General features: G+C 68.0%; 15 protein-coding genes and 1 tRNA gene. 6 read left to right on the top strand and 10 right to left on the bottom strand.

The window, feature by feature from the left end:
- Positions 1–436 precede the first annotated feature (436 nt).
- The 6 genes from G579_RS16600 to murJ form a co-directional block, all read right to left on the bottom strand.
- Positions 437–1,405 (bottom strand): MBL fold metallo-hydrolase, encoded by a 969-nt coding sequence (locus G579_RS16600; RefSeq protein WP_051181187.1) that lies wholly within the window; start codon positions 1,403–1,405, stop codon positions 437–439.
- A 69-nt stretch (positions 1,406–1,474) separates the two neighbouring features.
- Positions 1,475–1,933, bottom strand: coding sequence for a signal peptidase II (lspA, locus tag G579_RS0108115; protein ID WP_028989784.1), 459 nt, complete (start codon positions 1,931–1,933; stop codon positions 1,475–1,477).
- Positions 1,933–4,743, bottom strand: coding sequence for an isoleucine--tRNA ligase (gene ileS / locus G579_RS0108110; protein WP_028989783.1), 2,811 nt, complete (start codon positions 4,741–4,743; stop codon positions 1,933–1,935). Before ileS ends, lspA begins: the two co-directional genes overlap by 1 nt.
- Positions 4,733–5,686, bottom strand: a complete 954-nt coding sequence (locus G579_RS0108105) for a bifunctional riboflavin kinase/FAD synthetase (RefSeq protein WP_051181185.1) — start codon at positions 5,684–5,686, stop codon at positions 4,733–4,735. Before G579_RS0108105 ends, ileS begins: the two co-directional genes overlap by 11 nt.
- A 109-nt stretch (positions 5,687–5,795) precedes the next feature.
- Positions 5,796–6,233 (bottom strand): DUF2203 family protein, encoded by a 438-nt coding sequence (locus G579_RS0108100; RefSeq protein ID WP_051181183.1) that lies wholly within the window; start codon positions 6,231–6,233, stop codon positions 5,796–5,798.
- Positions 6,226–7,779, bottom strand: a complete 1,554-nt coding sequence (gene murJ, locus G579_RS0108095; protein ID WP_028989780.1) for a murein biosynthesis integral membrane protein MurJ — start codon at positions 7,777–7,779, stop codon at positions 6,226–6,228. The genes G579_RS0108100 and murJ overlap by 8 nt, the downstream gene beginning before the upstream one ends.
- 214 nt (positions 7,780–7,993) lie before the next feature.
- Between murJ and rpsT the strand changes: the two genes are divergently transcribed.
- Positions 7,994–8,260, top strand: a complete 267-nt coding sequence (gene rpsT / locus G579_RS0108090) for a 30S ribosomal protein S20 (RefSeq protein ID WP_028989779.1) — start codon at positions 7,994–7,996, stop codon at positions 8,258–8,260.
- 66 nt (positions 8,261–8,326) lie between these two features.
- On the opposite strand, the gene proB is transcribed toward rpsT, so the two are convergent.
- The 4 genes from proB to rplU form a co-directional block, all read right to left on the bottom strand.
- Positions 8,327–9,457 carry a glutamate 5-kinase gene (proB, locus tag G579_RS0108085; protein WP_028989778.1) on the bottom strand — a complete coding sequence of 377 codons (1,131 nt, stop codon included), beginning with the start codon at positions 9,455–9,457 and terminating at the stop codon, positions 8,327–8,329.
- Positions 9,444–10,604 carry an Obg family GTPase CgtA gene (cgtA, locus tag G579_RS0108080; protein ID WP_028989777.1) on the bottom strand — a complete coding sequence of 387 codons (1,161 nt, stop codon included), beginning with the start codon at positions 10,602–10,604 and terminating at the stop codon, positions 9,444–9,446. The genes proB and cgtA overlap by 14 nt, the downstream gene beginning before the upstream one ends.
- Before the next feature lie 147 nt (positions 10,605–10,751).
- The gene (rpmA, locus tag G579_RS0108075) at positions 10,752–11,018 is read right to left on the bottom strand and encodes a 50S ribosomal protein L27 (protein ID WP_028989776.1); all 267 of its coding nucleotides are present in this window, start codon (positions 11,016–11,018) and stop codon (positions 10,752–10,754) included.
- 23 nt (positions 11,019–11,041) lie between these two features.
- A complete protein-coding gene (gene rplU / locus G579_RS0108070; protein ID WP_028989775.1) occupies positions 11,042–11,353 on the bottom strand; it encodes a 50S ribosomal protein L21 in 312 nt (103 codons plus the stop codon).
- 332 nt (positions 11,354–11,685) lie between these two features.
- Between rplU and G579_RS0108065 the strand changes: the two genes are divergently transcribed.
- From G579_RS0108065 to G579_RS0108040, 5 genes are all read left to right on the top strand, one after another.
- Positions 11,686–12,654, top strand: a complete 969-nt coding sequence (locus G579_RS0108065) for a polyprenyl synthetase family protein (RefSeq protein ID WP_028989774.1) — start codon at positions 11,686–11,688, stop codon at positions 12,652–12,654.
- Between the two features lie 12 nt (positions 12,655–12,666).
- A tRNA-Pro gene (locus tag G579_RS0108060) sits at positions 12,667–12,743 on the top strand.
- 260 nt (positions 12,744–13,003) lie between these two features.
- Complete coding sequence (locus G579_RS16595) at positions 13,004–13,888, top strand: efflux RND transporter periplasmic adaptor subunit (protein ID WP_051181181.1); 885 nt, start codon at positions 13,004–13,006, stop codon at positions 13,886–13,888.
- Positions 13,878–15,047, top strand: a complete 1,170-nt coding sequence (locus G579_RS16590) for an efflux RND transporter periplasmic adaptor subunit (RefSeq protein ID WP_155989776.1) — start codon at positions 13,878–13,880, stop codon at positions 15,045–15,047. The genes G579_RS16595 and G579_RS16590 overlap by 11 nt, the downstream gene beginning before the upstream one ends.
- A gap of 10 nt (positions 15,048–15,057) precedes the next feature.
- Positions 15,058–18,162: an efflux RND transporter permease subunit gene (locus tag G579_RS0108040; RefSeq protein WP_028989773.1), complete on the top strand. Its 3,105-nt coding sequence runs from the start codon at positions 15,058–15,060 to the stop codon at positions 18,160–18,162.
- Positions 18,163–18,172: the final 10 nt, after the last annotated feature.

Below are 18,172 nucleotides of genomic sequence, written 5' to 3'. Positions count from 1 at the left end.
GGGTGAGTTGGTGAAGCCCTTCCTGTTGGCGCGGGCTGGCGCCCGCGGAGTAGTTGGATGTCGGAGGTTGCCCGGCGGCAAAAGGGCTCTCCCTTGTCCCGCCCCGCGCGGCTCGGCGGGACAAGGGGGTGGAACAGCAAAAACCCAACTCCTTGCAATCCGGCCTTCCTTGGGGAACTGTGTCGGCCCGCCCGGGTGCGGCGCTCGCCGGGGGCGGGCCGGGCGAGGGGAGCGCGCGGCAAAGGCCCGAGCATTACTCCGGGACCATGCGGCTGGACCGGCCGCAGGCGCGCATGGGCGGCAGCACGGCCAAGGCTGATGCCCGGGGCTGCCAACGGCCGCCCTCGTCCGGGCCACCCGCGGTGCCCGCAGGGATCGGGGCGTGCGTCAGGGGCGCAAGGTTTCGGACGGGCAAGCCGGGGATGGTCAGCCTTCGCTACTGCTTGCCGAAGACGATCTCCTGCTCCATCTCCTGATAAACGAAGTTGCAGTTTTTCTTGTGGTTTTCCTCGTAGAGACGCACCTTCTGCCAGTCGGGGAAGTCGCACTGGCCGACGGCCTCCTCCAGGGTCATGCCCGCTTCCACGGCCTTGCGCATCTTGTCCCGCAGACGCTGCACGTAGCTGTAGGTCCGCTCCAGCATGGGGAAGGGTGGCTCTTGCGCCTGGCCGTGGCCGGGGACCATGAGTTTGGCGTCAGGGAAGGTCTTGCGCAGCCAGTCGATGCCGGCCAGCGTGGCGGCGGAGTGGCCGTCGCCCATGAAGGTGGTGCGGCCGTTGAAGGCGAGGTCGCCGATCCAGACGATGTTTTCCGGCAGCTGGCGGATGACGAGGTCGCCGAAGCTGTGGTGATGGTTGACGTTGTAGACTTCGAAGCGGTGCTTGCCGGCGGTGAAGACCTGCTTGCCGAAGAGCGGGCCGGCGATGGCCTCGTCCGGCGGCACGGCCCGGAAGCCCTGCATGTCCTCGGGAATGATTTCGTTGCGGAAGGCGACCGAGCCTTCCAGGTTGCTGGAATTGATGTAATCGCGGGTGCCGGCGTGGGCGACGAGCCGGGCGCCGGCGTCCTTGAAGGCAACCGCGCCGTAGGAGTGGTCCGGGTGATTGTGGGTCAGGATCAGGTATTTGACCGGCTTGCCGGTCACCTGGCGGATGGTGGCCAGCATGCGCTGGCCGAGCAGCGGAGTGCCCAGGGCGTCTATGGCCACTACGCCGTCGTCGGTTACGACGAAGCCCGCGTTGCCGTTGAAGCCGCGGTTATGGGTGTCCACTTCGGCGATGTGGCCGTAGAGGACGTAGGTGTTCGGTGCGATCCGGGTGGCGGGCAGGGGTTGCGGCGGGGCCGCCGCGGCGGCGCCGACGTAGAGCAGCATGACGAGGTACAGCGGAAAGCGCATCGTGAACATGGCACACCCCTTGTGGGCACCGGCATCTCTTTCAAGTGTAGATGAGACCGGTGCCCGTGCAAGGGCTGGCTATTTGCGCCGGAAGGTGTCGATGACCAGCATGACGGCGCCGATGGTGATGGCGCTGTCGGCCAGGTTGAAGGCCGGCCAGTGGTGCGTGCGCCAGTAGACGTCGGCAAAGTCGATGACGTAGCCCAGGTAAATGCGGTCGATCAGATTGCCGATCGCCCCGCCCAGAATGAGGCCCAGGGCGACGGCCACCCAGCCGGCGCCGGGACGCAGACGGCGCAGGATGGCGGTGATGACAGCGGCGGCCAGGGCGGCGATGCCGCCGAAGAGGAAGCGCTGCCAGCCGCCCGCCTGCGCCAGCATGCCGAAGGCGGCACCGTAGTTGTGCACCAGGGTCAGGTTGAAGAAGTGCGGAATGAGCACGCGCGACTCGCCCAGGGCGAGTTCGGACACCGCCCACCACTTGCTCAGTTGATCGAACACGACGACGGCCACGGACAGCCAGAGATAACGCAGCATCAGACGAACCCCCGCCGTTCGCCGGCGCCGGCGACGTTCTCGACGCAGCGTCCGCAGAGCGCCGGGTGCTCGGCATGGCTGCCCACGTCGGCGCGGCGATGCCAGCAGCGGACGCACTTGGCATTGCTCGTGGCGCGGGCGGCCACCGCCAGGCCGGGCAGGATCTCAGGCAAATCGCCGTGCTCCGCCAATGGCCGCAGCGCCACGTCGGAGGTGATGAAGAGGAAGCGCAGCTCATCGGCACGCGCGCCGATGCGCGCCCGCCAGGCATCGTCCACGTAAAGGGTGAGCTCGGCATCCAGGCCGGAGCCGATCTGGCCGCTCTGGCGCAAGCCCTCCAGCACTTGGCTGACGGCGCCGCGCAGCGCCAGGAGCTGCTCCCACTCAGCCAGCAAGGCGTCGCTGTCGGCGACCTCGGGCAGGGCGTAGTAGCCGCTCAGGAACACGCTGTCCTCGGCGCCGCGGCCTGGCAGGTGGGACCATATCTCTTCCGCCGTGAAGGACAGGATCGGCGCCAGCCAGCGGGTCATGGCTTCGAGGGTGTGCCACATGGCGGTCTGCGCCGAACGGTGGGCGCGCGAGTCGGCCTGGGTGGTGTAGAGCCGGTCCTTGAGGACGTCCAGGTAGAAGGCGCCCAGATCGATGGCGCAGAAGTGGTGGACGCGCTGGGCGATGCGCAGGAAGGCGTAGTCGGCGTAGGCGGCGACCACCTCCTGCTGCACCCGGTGGGCCTGGGCCAGCGCCCAGCGGTCCAGCTCCAGCAACTGGTCGACGGGCAGGGCATGGCGCGCCGGGTCGAAGCCGTGCAGGTTGCCCAGGATGTAGCGCGCGGTGTTGCGGATGCGCCGGTAGTTGTCGCCAAGGCGCTTGAGGATTTCCTCGGAGATGCGGATCTCGCCGCGGTAGTCCTCGGCCGCCACCCACAGGCGCAGGATGTCCGCGCCCCACTTGTCGATGACCTGCTGCGGGGCGATCACGTTGCCCAGGGACTTGCTCATCTTACGGCCTTCGCCGTCCACGGTGAAGCCATGAGTGAGCACCGCCTGGTAGGGCGCGCGCCCGCGCGTGGCCACGCTGGTGAGCAGGCTCGACTGGAACCAGCCGCGATGCTGGTCGGAGCCCTCCAGGTAGAGATCGGCGGGGCTGCGGAGCTCGGGGCGCTGTTCCAGCACGCAGGCGTGGGAGACGCCGGAGTCGAACCATACGTCCAGGATGTCGGTGACCTTGTCGAAGGCGGCCCCATTGCAGTGCCCGCAACGGGCATCGGCCGGCAGGAAATCGGCGGCGGGGCGGTCATACCAGGCATCGACGCCGGCCTGTTCCACCGCCTGCGCCACGCGCTCGAAGGTGTCGGCATCGCGCAGGGGTTCGCCGCAGTGGCTGCAGGTGAAGAGGGCGATGGGCACGCCCCAGCTGCGTTGGCGCGAGATGCACCAGTCCGGGCGGTTGGCCACCATGCTGTGGATGCGCCCCTGGCCCCAGTCGGGGATCCAGCGGGTCGCGTCGATGGCGCGCAGGGCGTTGTCGCGCAGGCCGTGGCGGTCCATGCCGATGAACCACTGGGGGGTGGCGCGGAAGATGAGCGGGGTCTTATGGCGCCAGCAGTGCGGATAGCTGTGCGGATAGTCCTCGAGGTGCAGCAGCGCGCCGCGCTCGCGCAGGAGTTCCACCACCTGCGGATTGGCCTTGAAGACGTGCTGGCCGGTGAAGAAGGCGGTTTCCGGCTTGAACACGCCGCGGTCGTCCACGGGATTGTCCACCGTCAGGTTGTAGCGCAGGCCGACCTGGTAGTCGTCCTGGCCGTGGCCGGGGGCGGTGTGCACGGCGCCGGTGCCGGCGTCCAGGGTGACGTGCTCGCCGGTGATGACCGGCACGAGCCGATCCAGGAAGGGATGCTGCAACACGAGACCTTCCAAGGCGCGGCCCGGGAAGCGGGCCAGCACTTCGGGCGCCGGCAGGCCGTAGCGCGCCAGGGCCGCTTCCATGAGCGCCGCCGCCAGGATGAGCTGCCGGTCGCCGGCGCGCACCAGCACGTAGTCGAGATCCGGATGCACGGCCACCGCCTGGTTGGCGGGCAGGGTCCAGGGCGTGGTGGTCCAGATGACGATCTGGGCCGCCACCGGATCGGCCAGACCCGCCCGACGCGCCAGGTCGCTCGGATCGGCCACCGCGAAGGCCACGTCGATGGCGGGATCGCTGCGGTCCTGGTATTCGACCTCGGCCTCGGCCAGGGCGCTGCCGCACTCCACGCACCAGTGCACCGGCTTGGCGCCGCGGTAGAGGTCGCCGTTGAGGGTCAGCCTGCCCAGCTCGCGGATGATGTTGGCTTCGTAGCCATAATCCATGGTGAGGTAGGGATCGTTCCAGTCGCCGAGCACGCCCAGGCGCTGGAAGTCGGCTTTCTGGCCCTCCACCTGGCTGGCCGCGTAGTCCCGGCAGGCTTGCCGGAAGGTCTTGGCGTCCACCTTCTGGCCCACCTTGCCGAGCTTCTTTTCCACGTTGAGCTCGATGGGCAGGCCGTGGCAGTCCCAGCCGGGCACGTAGGGGGCGTCGAAGCCCGCCAGCTGCTTGGACTTGACGACGATGTCCTTGAGCACCTTGTTGACGGCGTGGCCGATGTGGATGCTGCCGTTGGCGTAGGGCGGGCCGTCGTGGAGGATGAACTTGGGCTTGCCCGCATTGTGCCGCCGCAGCCGCTGATACAGGCCCATGTCGCGCCAGCGCGCCAGGATGGCGGGTTCGCGCTTGGGCAGATTGCCCTGCATGGGGAAATCGGTCTGCGGCAGGTTGAGGGTATCTTTATAATCCATGGTTTTGCCTGAGTGCTGGGCTCTGGAACAGGGCGCGCGCTTCCTGCACGTCCCGGGCGATCTGGTTTTTGAGTTCGTCCAGGCCGGAAAAGCGGCGCTCCGCGCGGATTTTACACAGAAAATGCACGAAAAGCCGCTGGCCGTAAAGGTCGGGGGCGCCGTCGAGCACGTGCACTTCCAGCACGGCGCGGGCGCCGTCCACCGTGGGCCGCGTGCCCAGGTTGGCCACGGCGGGCAGACGCCGGCCGTCGGAGGTTTCGGCGAGCACCGCGAAGACGCCGGTCATCACCGGCTTGCGGCCGTAGAGGGGCAGGTTGGCGGTGGGAAAGCCCAGCGCCCGTCCCCGCTTGTCGCCGTGCACGACCCGGCCGCAAATGGCGTAGGGCCGGCCCAGCTCCCGCTCCGCGCGGGCCAGCTCGCCGGCCGCCAGGTGCTGGCGCAGACCGGTGCTGCTGATGCGCTCGCCGTCCAGGCACACCGGCGGCGTCACTGCCACCTGGAAGCCATGGCGGGCGCCCAGCCGTTCCAGCAGCGCCAAGTCGCCGCGGCGCTGACCGCCGAAGCGGAAGTCGTGGCCCACCAGCACCCAGCGGGCATGCAGACCTTGCACCAGAATGCGGCTGACGAAGTCCTCCGGCGAAAGTTCTGCCAGCTGCCGGCGGAAAGGCAGGCAGAGCAGCCGCTCCAGGCCCAGCGTTTCCAGAGCGGCGGCCTTTTCGCGCAGGCTGCTCAAGCGCGCCGGCGCGCGCGCGGGATCGAAAAACTCGCGGGGGTGCGGCTCGAAGGTCATGACCACGGCAGGCAGGCCCTGCGCCATGGCGCGGCGCACGATGGTCTGGTGGCCCAGGTGGACGCCATCGAAATTGCCGATGGTGACCGCGCTGCCGTGCTCGAGGCCGGGGATCTGCTCGGGCCTGGTATAGATCCGGATCTTGTTGTGCATATTCGGGCGAGCGCCTGCAAAGTGCCCCAAGGAACAAGCCGTCTAGGGTACAAGCTGCCGGCGGACTCGTCCAGCCCGCGGGGATGTAGGGGTGCGTAAGGGCCGCGGCTCAGGCCCAGTCCGGCTGTTCCACGGCGAGAACTTCCGCCAGCGGGCGGCGGCCGCTGAAGCCCTTGTCGTAGGGGTGGTAGTGGCCCAGCTCCAGCTCCGGGAATTTCCAGCACAGATAGCCGTCGCCGGTATCGAAATCCACCAGCCACAGCCCCTTCACGACCAGGCCGAGCCGTTCCATCTTCGCCACCCAGCGGCGCACGATGCGTTCATATTCCTTTTCCAGGACCGTGATTTCATCGTTGAAGCTGAACGGCTCGCGCAGGCGCACGCTGACCGGTTCCAGTTCGGCGGCGCTGGTCGCGGTGATGCGCCGCACCAGGGAAAAGAGCTCGAGCGCCTCTTCCAGGGTGAAAATCCGGTGTTCGCCCAGCGGCCGGATGCTGACGATGCGTTGCCTTCGCCCGGCGGCCTCGCGGGAATTCACCTCAGCCATGGGTTTTTTTCCTCCTTAACAACTGCCTCAGTTCAGGGATGGCCAGCAGCCACGCCGCGACAAAAAAGATGGCCATGCCCGCGGATACGAGCCCGGCCAGCCACAGCAACCGGCCGGGCATGTCGAGCGTCAGCCACTGGGCCGCCTCGCCCTGCAGCCAGTATAGCGCCACACCCATGAGGGCGCTCGCCGCGATCACCTTGAGGACGAGCGCCACCCAGCCCGGGCGCGGCGCATAGGCGCTGGCGCGGCGCAGCGCCAAGTACAGCAGCATGGCGTTGACCACGGCCGCCAGGGATGTGGCCAGGGCCAGGCCCGCATGCGCCAGGGGCCAGATCAGCAACAGGCTGAAGACCATGTTGGCGATCAGGGCGACCACGGCGATCTTGACCGGCGTCCGGGTATTCTGACGCGCGTAGAAGGCCGGTGCCAAGACCCGCACGGCGATGATGGGCACGATGCCCAGGCCGTAGCCGATCAGGCTGCGCTGGCTCATTTCCACCGCATGCATGTCGAAAGCGCCGTAGCGGAACAGGCTGATGAGCAGCGGCTGTCCCAGCACCAGCAGCCCGACGGTGGCGGGAATGCCGATGATGAGCACCAGGCGCAAGGCCCAGTCCAGGGTCTTGTTGAAGTGCTCATGGTCCTGCAAGGCTTGTTGCTGTGACAAAGCGGGCAGGACCACGGTTCCCAGGGCCACGCCGAAGACCCCGAGCGGAAACTCCACCAGCCGGTCGGAGTAGTAGAGGTAGGATACGCTGCCGGTGGCCAGAAAGGAGGCGAGAATGGTGCTGAGAAAGAGATTGAGCTGGGCCACCGAGGAGCCGAAGATGGCCGGGCCCATGAGCTTCAGCACCTTGGCCACGCCCGGATCGCGGCGCCGTAGCCGCGGGCGGGGCAAGCGGCCGATCTGGCGCAGGAAGGGTACCTGAAAAAGCAGTTGCACCAGGCCGCCCAGGAACACGCCCCAGGCCACTGCCACGGCAGGGTTGCCCAGCCAGGGCGCGAGCACCAGGGCAGCGAAGATCATGGCGAGGTTCAGGAAGACCGGAGTGAAGGCCGGCACCGAGAACTTGCCGTAGGTATTGAGAATGCCGCCCGCCAGCGCGGTCAGCGAAATGAAGAAGAGGTAGGGAAAGGTGATGCGCAGGAGTTCGACGGTGAGTGCGAACTTGTCCGGATGAGCGCTGAAGCCGGGCGCGATGACCATGACCACCCAGGGAGCGGCCAGCATGCCGAGCGCGGTCACGACGACGAGCGCGAGGCTCAGCCAGCCGGTCACGTCGTCCACGAAATCCTGGGTTTCCCGGTCGGAGCGCGTGGCCTTGTACTCGCCCAGCACCGGGATGAAGGCCTGGGAAAAGGCGCCCTCGCCGAAGAGGCGGCGGAACAGGTTGGGAATGCGGAAGGCGACGAAAAAGGCGTCGCCCAAGGCGGAGGCGCCGAAGGCGCGGGCCAGGATGACGTCGCGCACGAAACCCAGGACGCGCGACACCATGGTGTTGGCGCCGATGGTCATGACGCCCTTTAGCAAGGTTCTGCTCAAGTTGGTCCTTTGGGGGCAGCAGCGGGCTGCGCAATCGGAATTCAGAAGGCGTTCGGCCGGCGTGAGGCGGCCATGCGGATTTTTAGCATGATTCCGGGAGAAGCTGAAGTGCGCGGCAGGTTTGACAAGCCGGTCCTTTTCCCCAATAATTTGCGGTCTTTCCGCGGGGGTGCCTGAAGACTCCGCCGAACCCTTTCATTTTAGGAGAAACACCGTGGCAAACAGTGCACAAGCACGCAAGCGGGCCCGTCAGAATACCGTCAGCCGGTTGCGCAACGCCGGTCAGCGCTCCATGCTGCGCACCTACGTGAAGAAGGTCATCAAGGCCATCGAGTCGGGCGACAAGGCGCAGGCCCAGGCCGAGTTCAAGCTCGCCGAGTCGGTCATCGACCGGATCGCCGACAAGGACATCATTCACAAGAACAAGGCCGCCCGCACCAAGAGCCGCTTGGTTGCCCGGATCAAGGCGCTGGGCGCCTGAAGGGCGGGGCGCATGGCAGGCGGAGCATGAGCGGCAAGTCCGCTTCATGCTCCGCCGCGTCGCTTTTCACGTTTCGCTGAGCACCAGATTGTCCCGGTGGATGAGTTCGGGTTCGTCCAGGGAGCCGAATTCCGCCGCCAGATCCTTGCTGGACCGTCCCCGGCGCCTTTGCGCCTCCTCCCAGTTGTAGTTGACCAGGCCGCGCGCCACTTCCCGGCCCTCGGGGTCGATGCAGGCGACCACGTCGCCGCGCTGGAACATGCCTTCCACCCGGGTCACGCCGACCGGCAGCAGGCTGCGTCCCGCTTCGCGCAGCACCCGCGCCGCGCCGGCGTCCAGATGCAGGCGGCCGCGCACCTGGAGCTGGCCGGCCAGCCACTGCTTGCGCGCCGCCAGGCGGGCCAGGCGCGGGCTGAAGTAAGTGCCCAGCGGCTCGCCGCGGCGCAGGGCCAGCAGCACCCCGGGCGCGCGTCCGCCGACCACGATGGTGGCGGCGCCCGAGCGGGCCGCGCGGGCGGCGGCGCGCACCTTGGTGATCATGCCGCCGCGGCTGATGCCGGTGCCCGCTCCGCCGGCCATGGCCTCCAGCGCCGGGTCGCCGGCCGCCACCTCCGGCAGCAGCCTGGCTTCGGGGTTGGCGCGCGGGTCGGCGTCATAGAGGCCGGCCTGGTCCGTCAGGATCACCAGCAGGTCCGCCTCCACCAGATTGCTGACCAGGGCGGCCAGGGTGTCGTTGTCGCCGAAGCGGATTTCCTCGGTGGCGACCGTGTCATTCTCGTTGACCACCGGCACCACGCCCAGCTCCACCAGGGTGCGCAGGGTGCCGCGGGCATTGAGATAGCGGCTGCGGTCCCGCAGGTCCTCGTGGGTGAGCAGGATCTGGCCGGTGTGGATGCCGCCGCGCTGGAAGTGTTCCTCGTAGACCTGCACCAGCGCGGCCTGGCCGACGCTGGCCGCCGCCTGCAGCTCGTTCACCGTTTCCGGGCGCTGCCGCCAGCCGAGGCGCCGCATGCCGGCCGCCACGGCGCCGGAGGAGACCAGGATCAGCTCGATGCCTTCGGCGCGCAGGGCGACCATCTGCGCTACCCAGTCGCCGATGGCGGCTTCGTCCAGGCCTTGACCGTCGTTGGTGAGCAGGGCGCTGCCGATCTTGATCACCCAGCGCCGCGCCCGCTTCAGGCGTTCATCGCGGTTCATGCGTGTCGTCTTCCCAATCCGCGTCCCAGTCGTCCTCATCCGCATCCCAGTCCTCGTCCTCCCAGCCGCCTTCCTCGGCCGCTTCGGGCGTGGTGCCCCAATCCGCCTCTTCAAGGCTTTCCTCCGGGGGCGGGGCGGCGGGCAGGTTTTCCAGGGCGTAATAGATGCGCTCGGACAATTCGCGGCAGCCGGCGCCGGTGGCGGCGGACACGGCATAGACCGGCTCCTGCCAATCCAGCGCCTGGACGATGGCGGCCATCCGGGCCTCGACTTCCTCCGCCGGCATCAGATCGATCTTGTTGAAGACCAGCCAGCGGGGCCGGGCGGCGAGGGCGGCGCTGTAGCGCGCCAGCTCCCGTTCGATGGTGCGCACGTTCTCCGCCACGTCGGAACCGTCGATGGGGGCGATGTCCACCAGGTGCAGCAGGAGGCGGGTGCGGGTCAGATGCTTGAGGAAGCGGATGCCCAGGCCGGCGCCTTCGGCCGCGCCCTCGATCAGGCCGGGGACGTCCGCCAGCACGAAGCTCTTGTGAGGCTCGATGCTGACTACGCCCAGGTTGGGATAGAGGGTGGTGAACGGGTAGTCCGCCACCTTGGGACGGGCGGCGCTGACGGCGCGGATGAAGGTGCTCTTGCCGGCGTTGGGCAGGCCGACCAGGCCCACGTCGGCCAGCAGGCGCAGCTCCAGGCGCAGCTCGCGGGCCTCGCCTTCGCCGCCCGGCTCGGCGCGGCGCGGCGCGCGGTTGGTGCTGGATTTATAGAACAGATTGCCGTGGCCGCCCCAGCCGCCGCGGGCGACCACCAGGCGCTGCCCGGCCTCGCGCAGATCGCCCAGCAGCTCGCCCGTGTCCAGGTCGTAGACCACGGTGCCGATGGGCACCTGGATCACCTTGTCGGCGCCGGCGCGCCCGGTCTTCTGGCGGCCCTGGCCACCGTGGCCGCGCTCCGCCTGGAAGTTTTTCTGGTAGCGGAAGTCCACCAGGGTGTTCAGGCCGTCGACGGCTTCCAGCACCACGTCACCGCCCTTGCCGCCGTCGCCGCCGTCGGGGCCGCCCAGCGGGGCGAACTTCTCGCGGCGGAAGCTGACCGCCCCGGCGCCGCCGTGGCCCGCTGCAACCTTGATTTTGACTTCATCGATAAAACGCATCTTGGTCTGGCCTGTGCCGAAGGTGGTAGGGGCGCTATTTTAATCCGTGCGGCAGGATAACCAAAGTATCCGGCGCGCGGCAGCCTGGTAAACAAAAACCCCGCCCAGGAAACCTGCGCGGGGTTCGGTGCCGATCCGGAAAGCCGCTTAGGCGGCGCTTTCGGGAATGATCCGCACGTACTTGCGCCCCTGCGGACCACGCTGCTCGAAGGCGACCCGGCCGGTGGCCTTGGCGAAGAGGGTGTCGTCCTTGCCGATGCCCACGTTCTCGCCGGGGTGGATCTTGGTGCCGCGCTGGCGCACCAGGATGTTGCCCGCCAGCACCAGCTGGCCGGCATAGCGCTTGACGCCCAGGCGCTTGGACTGGGAGTCGCGACCGTTGCGGGAAGAACCGCCTGCTTTCTTGTGTGCCATTGTCCGTATCCTCTAAAACTGTCTCAGGCGTTGATGCCGGTGATCTTCAGCTCGGTGAAGTACTGGCGATGACCCTGGCTCTTGCGGTAGTGCTTGCGGCGGCGCATCTTGAAGATGCGGATCTTCTCGCCGCGCCCCTGGGCAGCCACCACGGCCGTCACCTTGGCGCCGTCGAGAAGGGGCTTGCCAACCTGTACGTTTTCGCCGTTGCCCACCATCAGTACGCGGGACAGGGTCACTTCACTGCCTTCTTCGCCGTCCAGCTTCTCCACCCGCAGGGAGTCGCCGACCGCCACCTTGTATTGCTTGCCGCCGGTTTCGATTACCGCGTACATGGCCCAACCTCCAGAAAACCCCTGTAAACAATGTCCGATCTGGAAAGCGCAAGCATGCGGCCAGCGCCTCCGTAAAGGCGGCAATACTACCCGCAAGGCCCACGCAGGTCAACTGGCGCCAAGCCGTTCCGGGCTTCGGCGCGCCGGTGGCGTTGGCCGGGGGCGCTTGGGGGCATCCGTGGGGATTTTGTGTGCGGTGTTCCGTATAATCCTTGACACTGGAGGAAGCGCGCCCCTAAGATCGTTGAGTTTTCCCACAGCGGCGGCGCATTTTTCATATAATGGAATTGATTGATCCTGCTCTTGCAGCCAAATTGGACTCGCAATCCCCCATGGACCTCGAACGCGTCAAAGCGCTGGTGAACGCCGACATGGCGGCTGTGGACAAAACCATCCAGGGACAGATCCAGTCCGGCGTGCCCACCATTCCGGCTTTGGGAACCTACCTGATCGCCAGCGGCGGCAAGCGCCTGCGGCCCATCGTGCTGCTCCTCGCCACCCGCCTGTTCGGCTACACCGGCCAGCGCCACATTCCGTTGGCTGCCGTGATCGAATTCATCCACACGGCCACCCTGCTGCACGATGACGTGGTGGACGGCTCGGAAATGCGCCGCAGCCAGGCGACCGCCAACCAGATCTGGGGCAATGCCGCTAGCATCCTGGTGGGCGACTTCCTTTATGCCCGCGCCTTCGAGATCATGGTGGCCGACGGCGATTTGCGCGTGCTGCACACCCTGGCCCAGGCCACCAGCGTGATTGCCGAAGGCGAGGTGCGGCAACTGGAAAACGCCCAGAATCCGGATTTGGACGAGGCGGCCTACCTGGCCGTCATCCAGGCGAAGACCGCCAAGCTCTTCGAGGCCGCCGCCCGCATCGGCGCCATCGTCAACCAGCGGCCGGCGGCGGAGGAGGAGGCGCTGACCCAGTACGGGAGCCTGCTCGGCACCGCTTTCCAGCTCATCGACGACGCGCTGGATTACAGCGCCGAAGCCGGCAAGCTCGGCAAGAACGTGGGCGACGATTTGGCCGAAGGCAAACCGACCCTGCCCTACATTCACGCCATGCGCCACGCCGACGCCGAGCAGCAGGCGCTGCTGCGCCGGGCTCTGGAGGAGGAGGGCTTGGCGCAGCTGCCCCAGGTGCTGGAGATTATTGCCTCCACCGGGGCAATCCAGTACACTGTGCAACTTGCCCAGCGGCTGGCAGCCAAGGCCAAAGCAGCCTTGGAGATCCTGCCCGCCAGCCCGGAACGCGAAGCCCTCGCCTTTCTCGCGGACTTCTCCGTCGCCCGGGATTTCTAGTTTGTCCTGAATCGGGGCGTAGCTCAGCCTGGTAGAGCGCTGCCTTCGGGAGGCAGAAGCCGGAGGTTCGAATCCTCTCGCCCCGACCAATTTCCCTCGCCTGTCATCTAATCTTCCCCACCGCCGAACGACCGCTCGGTCGCATCGCTGTCCTTGGCCATAGTCCTGGTCAGTGCCTCCTGTTGCTTGTTCCGCTCGTGTTTCACTGTGAAACGCGACATCCGCAAGTGAAACATCGCTCCCGTTCCAAGCTCCGTTTTTTCAAGCCCTTCCTCGCATAGCGCCGCTGGCACGGCCGTTGCAGCTCCGGCGGTGCCGCATGCGTCTTGCAAGCCGGGAGGTGTCTGTCATGTCGATCGTATCTCGCTCCTTGGCGGCGCTCGTCGCGCTGTCGCTCTTTCCCGCCGTGGCCCTGGCGCATTCGGACGCGGGGGTGTTCAAGGGCGGGGCAGCGGGGGCTGGGCCGGCGCTGGGGCATGAGCACGCGATCAATGGGGCGGCGGCGCTGCCGCGCGAACTGTATCCCGCCAGCATCGGCGTGGACCCGCGCAAGGTGGTCAACGTGGCAGTGCGGGTCAATGCCCGCGTGGTCGGCCTGCGCAATCTCTACCTGGGCAAACGGGTGCGCCAAGGCGAGGTGCTGGGCGAGCTGGAGAGCGCGGAGCTGGAGACGGTACAGCGGACTTACATTGCCACCTTCGCCAACCGCGAGGCCATCAAGCAGATCAGCATGACGGCGGAGGAGAAGCTGATGCAGGGGCGGATGGGCTTGCGCTGGCGCGGCATGTCGGACCGGGACATCCGCCAGCTCGAGGCCACCGGCGAGCCCGTGCGCCGGATCGCGGTGACCGCGCCGGTCTCGGGCTATCTGATCGCCATCAATGCGGCCAACAAACAGATCCTCAACGCCGGCGTGCAGGCCGGCCAGTTCACCGCCACCGGCACGACTTTCGCGAGCATCGCCAAGCCTGATGCTTTCGTGATCGAGGCCAGCGTGCCGGCTGTGCGGGCAGCGCGGCTCCGCAAGGGGCAGCAGGCGCGGGTGTTCATCCAGCACTGGGGGCGCGAGCCGGCGGTGGTGAGCGCGGTCGTCCAGGAGGTCTATGGCGTGGTGAATCCGGTCACCCAGCGCCAGCAGGTGCGGCTGAAGCCGGGCCGGCTGCCGCCGGGCGTGCGGCTGGCCGGCAGCCTGCCGGCCATGGTGCGTTTCGAGGGGGAGGCGCATGGACATTAAGCGATCGAGCTTCATGCTACTCGCGCTCGCCGTGTGCGGCGGCCCGCTGGGCGAGGCGGCGGCTCACGGCAGCGCAGGCGCCTTCCAGGGGCGCTCCACCGCGCAGGCGGCGGCCCCACAGCCCGTGATCGTGGCGCCGGACAGCCAGGGCCCGGGCATCGAGCGGTTGCTGGTGACGGTGCCGGCCCGGGAGGCCAGCAAAGGCGGCTTGGTCCAGACACTGGGCCAACTGGTGCCGGACCCGGCGGCCGTGGTGGACGTCAACACTTATGTGAGCGGGGAGATCCGCCAGGTGTTGGTGCGGCCGGGGCAGCGGGTCGCCAAGGGCGCCCTGCTGGCGACCATCTACAGCCCGGAGTTCGTGCTGACCCAGCGTTCCTATCTGGCCCTCTTGAGCAACGAGGAGAAGCTGAGCACCCTGCGCGAGGAGGGCCGGCTGCCCAATTACATGCAGGACGCGGTGGACAATCTCAAATGGTGGGGCCTGTCGGAGGCGGATATCCAGGCGCTGCAGAAGAGCGGCCGCATCCGCGAGGAGTTGCCGGTGGTCGCTCCGGAGCCGGGCATCGTGACCGAGGTCTTCGTGCAGCCGGGCTCGCTGGTCAACGCCGGCGACAGGACCATGAAGGATTACGTGGTGATGGGACGGTCCCTCGCCCGCATGGTGTCCACCCGCTTGCCGCTGCGGGTGGAGGGCTATTTCTTCCCCGACATGCAGGGCGCCATCCGGGAGGGAGTGCTGGCGCAGGTCCGGCTGGGCAACGGCCGGAGCCTCGAGCGGCGCATCAGCCAGGTGCTGCCCAGCCTGGATGAGAAGACGCGGCGCGGCCGCTTCGTCGTGCCGTTGGGCGGCGCGGTGCCGGGGGCGATCGGCGAGGTGGTGCAGGTGAACCTGAAGCTGGGCCGTTCCGCTGGAGTGTGGGTGCCGCGCGACGCCGTCCTGGGGCAGCATCTCACGCCGCTCGTCTATGTGCAGCGGGGCGGCGGCCGCTATGAGCGGCGGCCGGTGCGTGTGCTGTCGGCGGCCGACGGCTGGCTGCAGGTGGCCGGGGTACGGAGCGGCGAACGGGTGGTCGTCGGCGGCAAGATGCTCCTGGAGGGCGTCTACCGCATGTCGGCGGGCGGACAGCCGCAGCCCCGGGACGATCACCACCATTAGGAAGGATGCCATGTTCGATGCAATCATCCGCTGGTCGTTGAACAACCGCATGGCGGTGCTGCTCTTGTATGCTCTGCTGGCCGGCGCCGCGGTGGCGGCGGCGGGGCGCATGACGCTGGACGTGTTTCCCGAGTTTGCGCCGCCGCAGGTGCAGATCCAGACCGAGGCGCCCGGCTATGCGGCGCAGGACGTGGAGGCGCTGGTGACCCGGCCGCTGGAGGTGGCGCTGCAGGGTGCGCCCGGCATCGAGCAGATCCGCTCCAACTCGTCGGTGGGCCTGTCGCGCATCACCATCGTATTCGATTGGGGCGTCGACGTGTACCGCGCGCGCCAGATCATCCAGGAGCGCCTGCAGATGACCCAGGGGCAGCTGATCGACGGCGTGGCGGCGCCGCAGCTCATGCCGGTCACCTCGGCGGTGAGCTGGCTGCTGAAGTTCGGCCTGGTCGACTGGTCCGGGCGCTTCCGCGAGCATGAGCTGCGCAGTCTGGTGGACTGGGAGGTGCGCAACCGCCTGCTGGCGCAGCCGGGCGTGGCGTCGGTGACGGCGATCGGCGGCGGCGTCAAGCAGTACCAGATCATGGTGGACCCGCTGCAGTTGCAGAAGTACGGGGTCGCCTTCAACGAAATCGTGGCCGCCGCGCGCGGCAGCAACGCCCTCGCGCCCGGCGGCTTCGTCTATCCCACGAGCGAGGAGGAGTATTTCGTGCGCGCCAACGGGCGCGTGCAGGGGCTGCAGGACGTCTCGGCCAGCCTGGTCCGCAGCCAGGAGGGCCAGCCCATTACCCTGGCGGATCTGGCGGAGATCCGCTTCGGCAGCGAGATCAAGCGCGGTGACGCGCAGATCTACCAGGGACCCGCCGTGATCGGCACCGTGTCGAAGCTGTGGGGGGCGGACACGCTGGAGACCACCCGCGCGGTCGAGGGCGTACTCAGGCAGGTGGCCGACACTCTGCCCAAGGACGTGCAGCTCATTCCGAACGTGTTCCGCCAGGCCAGCTTCATCGAAAGCTCCATCGACAATCTCCAGGAAGCGCTGCTCCATTCCTCCATCATCGTCGCCCTGGTGCTCTTCCTCTTCCTGTTCCGCTGGCGGCCGACGGTGGTCAGCCTGGTGGCCATTCCCACCTCCTTGCTTGCCGGCGTCATGGTGCTGTGGCTTGCCGGGGTGGGCATCAACGCCCTGACCCTGGGCGGCCTGGTCTTCGCCATCGGCGAAGTGGTGGACGACGCCATCATCGACGTGGAGAACATCCTGCGGCACCTGCGCGAGAACCGGCAGAGCGAGGCGCCGCGGCCGGCGCTGGAGCTCGTTTATGAAGGTTCCCGCGAGATCCGCAACGCGGTGATCTACGCCACGCTGGTCATCGTGGCGGCCTTCATGCCCGTGTTCTTCCTGCAGGGCATCGAGGGCCGCATTTTCGCGCCGCTGGCCATCGCTTATCTCGCGGCCATCGGCAGCTCGCTCGTGGTGGCGCTCACCCTGGTGCCGGTGCTGTCCTATTACCTGCTCGGGCGGCAGCGCGCGCCGCGCGCCTATCACCTGAGCCCCTTGGCGGCGGGGCTCATCGCGGGTTACCGGCGCGTGCTCCGGCCCTGCCTGCGCCATCCCGGCCTCGTGCTCGTTCTCCTGATGCTGTTGCCGCTGGCGGCCGCGCTGGCTTTGCTGCCGCGCTTGGGCCAGTCCTTCCTGCCGCCTTTCCATGAGGGCAACATCATCGTCGCCGCCACCCTGATGCCGGGCACTTCGCTGGAGGAGAACTTGCGTGTCGGGCGCGAGGTGGAGCGGCGCCTCGAGGAGCTGCCCCAGATCGAGACGGTGGCCCACCGCGCCGGCCGCTCGCGCCTGGACGAGGACGCGCAGCCGGTCAACTTCAGCGAATTCGACATCACCGTGAAGCGGGGGGCGACCGATACTCCGACGGTGATGCAGCACATCCGCGAGCGGCTGGCGGACATTCCGGGGATGGCGGTGAACGTCTCCCAATTCATCGCCCACCGCATGTCGGAGATCCTGTCCGGGGTCCGGGCGCAGGTGGTGGTGAAGGTCTACGGGCCGGACTTCCGGGTGCTGCAGGCCAAGCAGCAGGAGATCCTGGCGGCGGTGCGCGGGACGCCGGGCGTGGTCGACCTGCAGGGTGAGCCGATGATCCTGGTGCCGGGCATCGACATCCGCGTGCGGCGCGACGTCGCCGCCGCTTACGGCCTGACGCCGGCGGAGGTGATCGGGCAGGCGGGCATGGCGCTCAACGGCGTGCCGGTGTCCAAGGTGCAGGAGCACGACAAAGCTTTCGACCTCTTCGTCCGGGTGGCCGAGAACGCCCGCACCGACGCCGGCCGGTTGGGCGAGCTGCCGCTGCGCACCCCCGCAGGCACCCTGGTGCCCTTGCGCGAGGTGGCGGAGCTGGTGGCCGTGCAGGAGCCGTACGTGGTCAACCGCGACGGCGGCGCGCGGCGCGCGGTGGTCCAGTGGAACGTGGAGGGACGGGACCTGAACGGCGTCGTGCAGGAGGCCCGGGCCCGCATCCAGCGGCAGGTGGTCCTGCCGGCCGGCTACTCGCTGGAGTTCGGCGGCGATTACATCGGCCAGCAGCGCGCGAGCCGCAACCTCATGCTGTCCGGCGCCGGCGCCCTGCTGCTGATGTTCATCATCATGACCCAGGCCTTCCGCAACTGGCGCCTGGCGAGCTTGGTAATGGCCAACGTGCCGTTGGCGCTGATCGGCGGCGTGGCCGCGCTCTGGCTGGCAGGGGAGACCCTGAACGTGTCCTCCCTGGTCGGCCTGATCGCCCTCTTTGGCATCGCTACGCGCAACAGCATCCTGCTGATCGCCCGTTGCCAATCCCTGGCGCAGCGCCAGGGGGACGCGGCGGACTTTTGCGCGGTGGCGGAGCAGGGGGCCAGGGAGCGCCTGCTGCCGATTCTCATGACGGCCCTGACCGCCGCCTTGGCCGTGCTGCCTCTCATGATCGGCGATCCGGTGGGCAAGGAGCTGGAGCGGCCCTTGGCGCTCGTGCTGCTCGGCGGGATGCTGAGCTCCACCCTGCTCAACCTCCTGGTCATGCCGACGGCCTTCGCTGCTCTGGCCCGGCGGGGCTCTCTGGGACGCTGCTGAGGGCTGCCGG

Source organism: Thermithiobacillus tepidarius DSM 3134, from assembly GCF_000423825.1.
In the GTDB taxonomy this organism is placed as follows: Bacteria; Pseudomonadota; Gammaproteobacteria; order Acidithiobacillales; family Thermithiobacillaceae; genus Thermithiobacillus; species Thermithiobacillus tepidarius.
The sequence above is the reverse complement of the archived record's forward strand: the minus strand, read 5'-3'. Positions and strand labels throughout refer to the sequence as shown.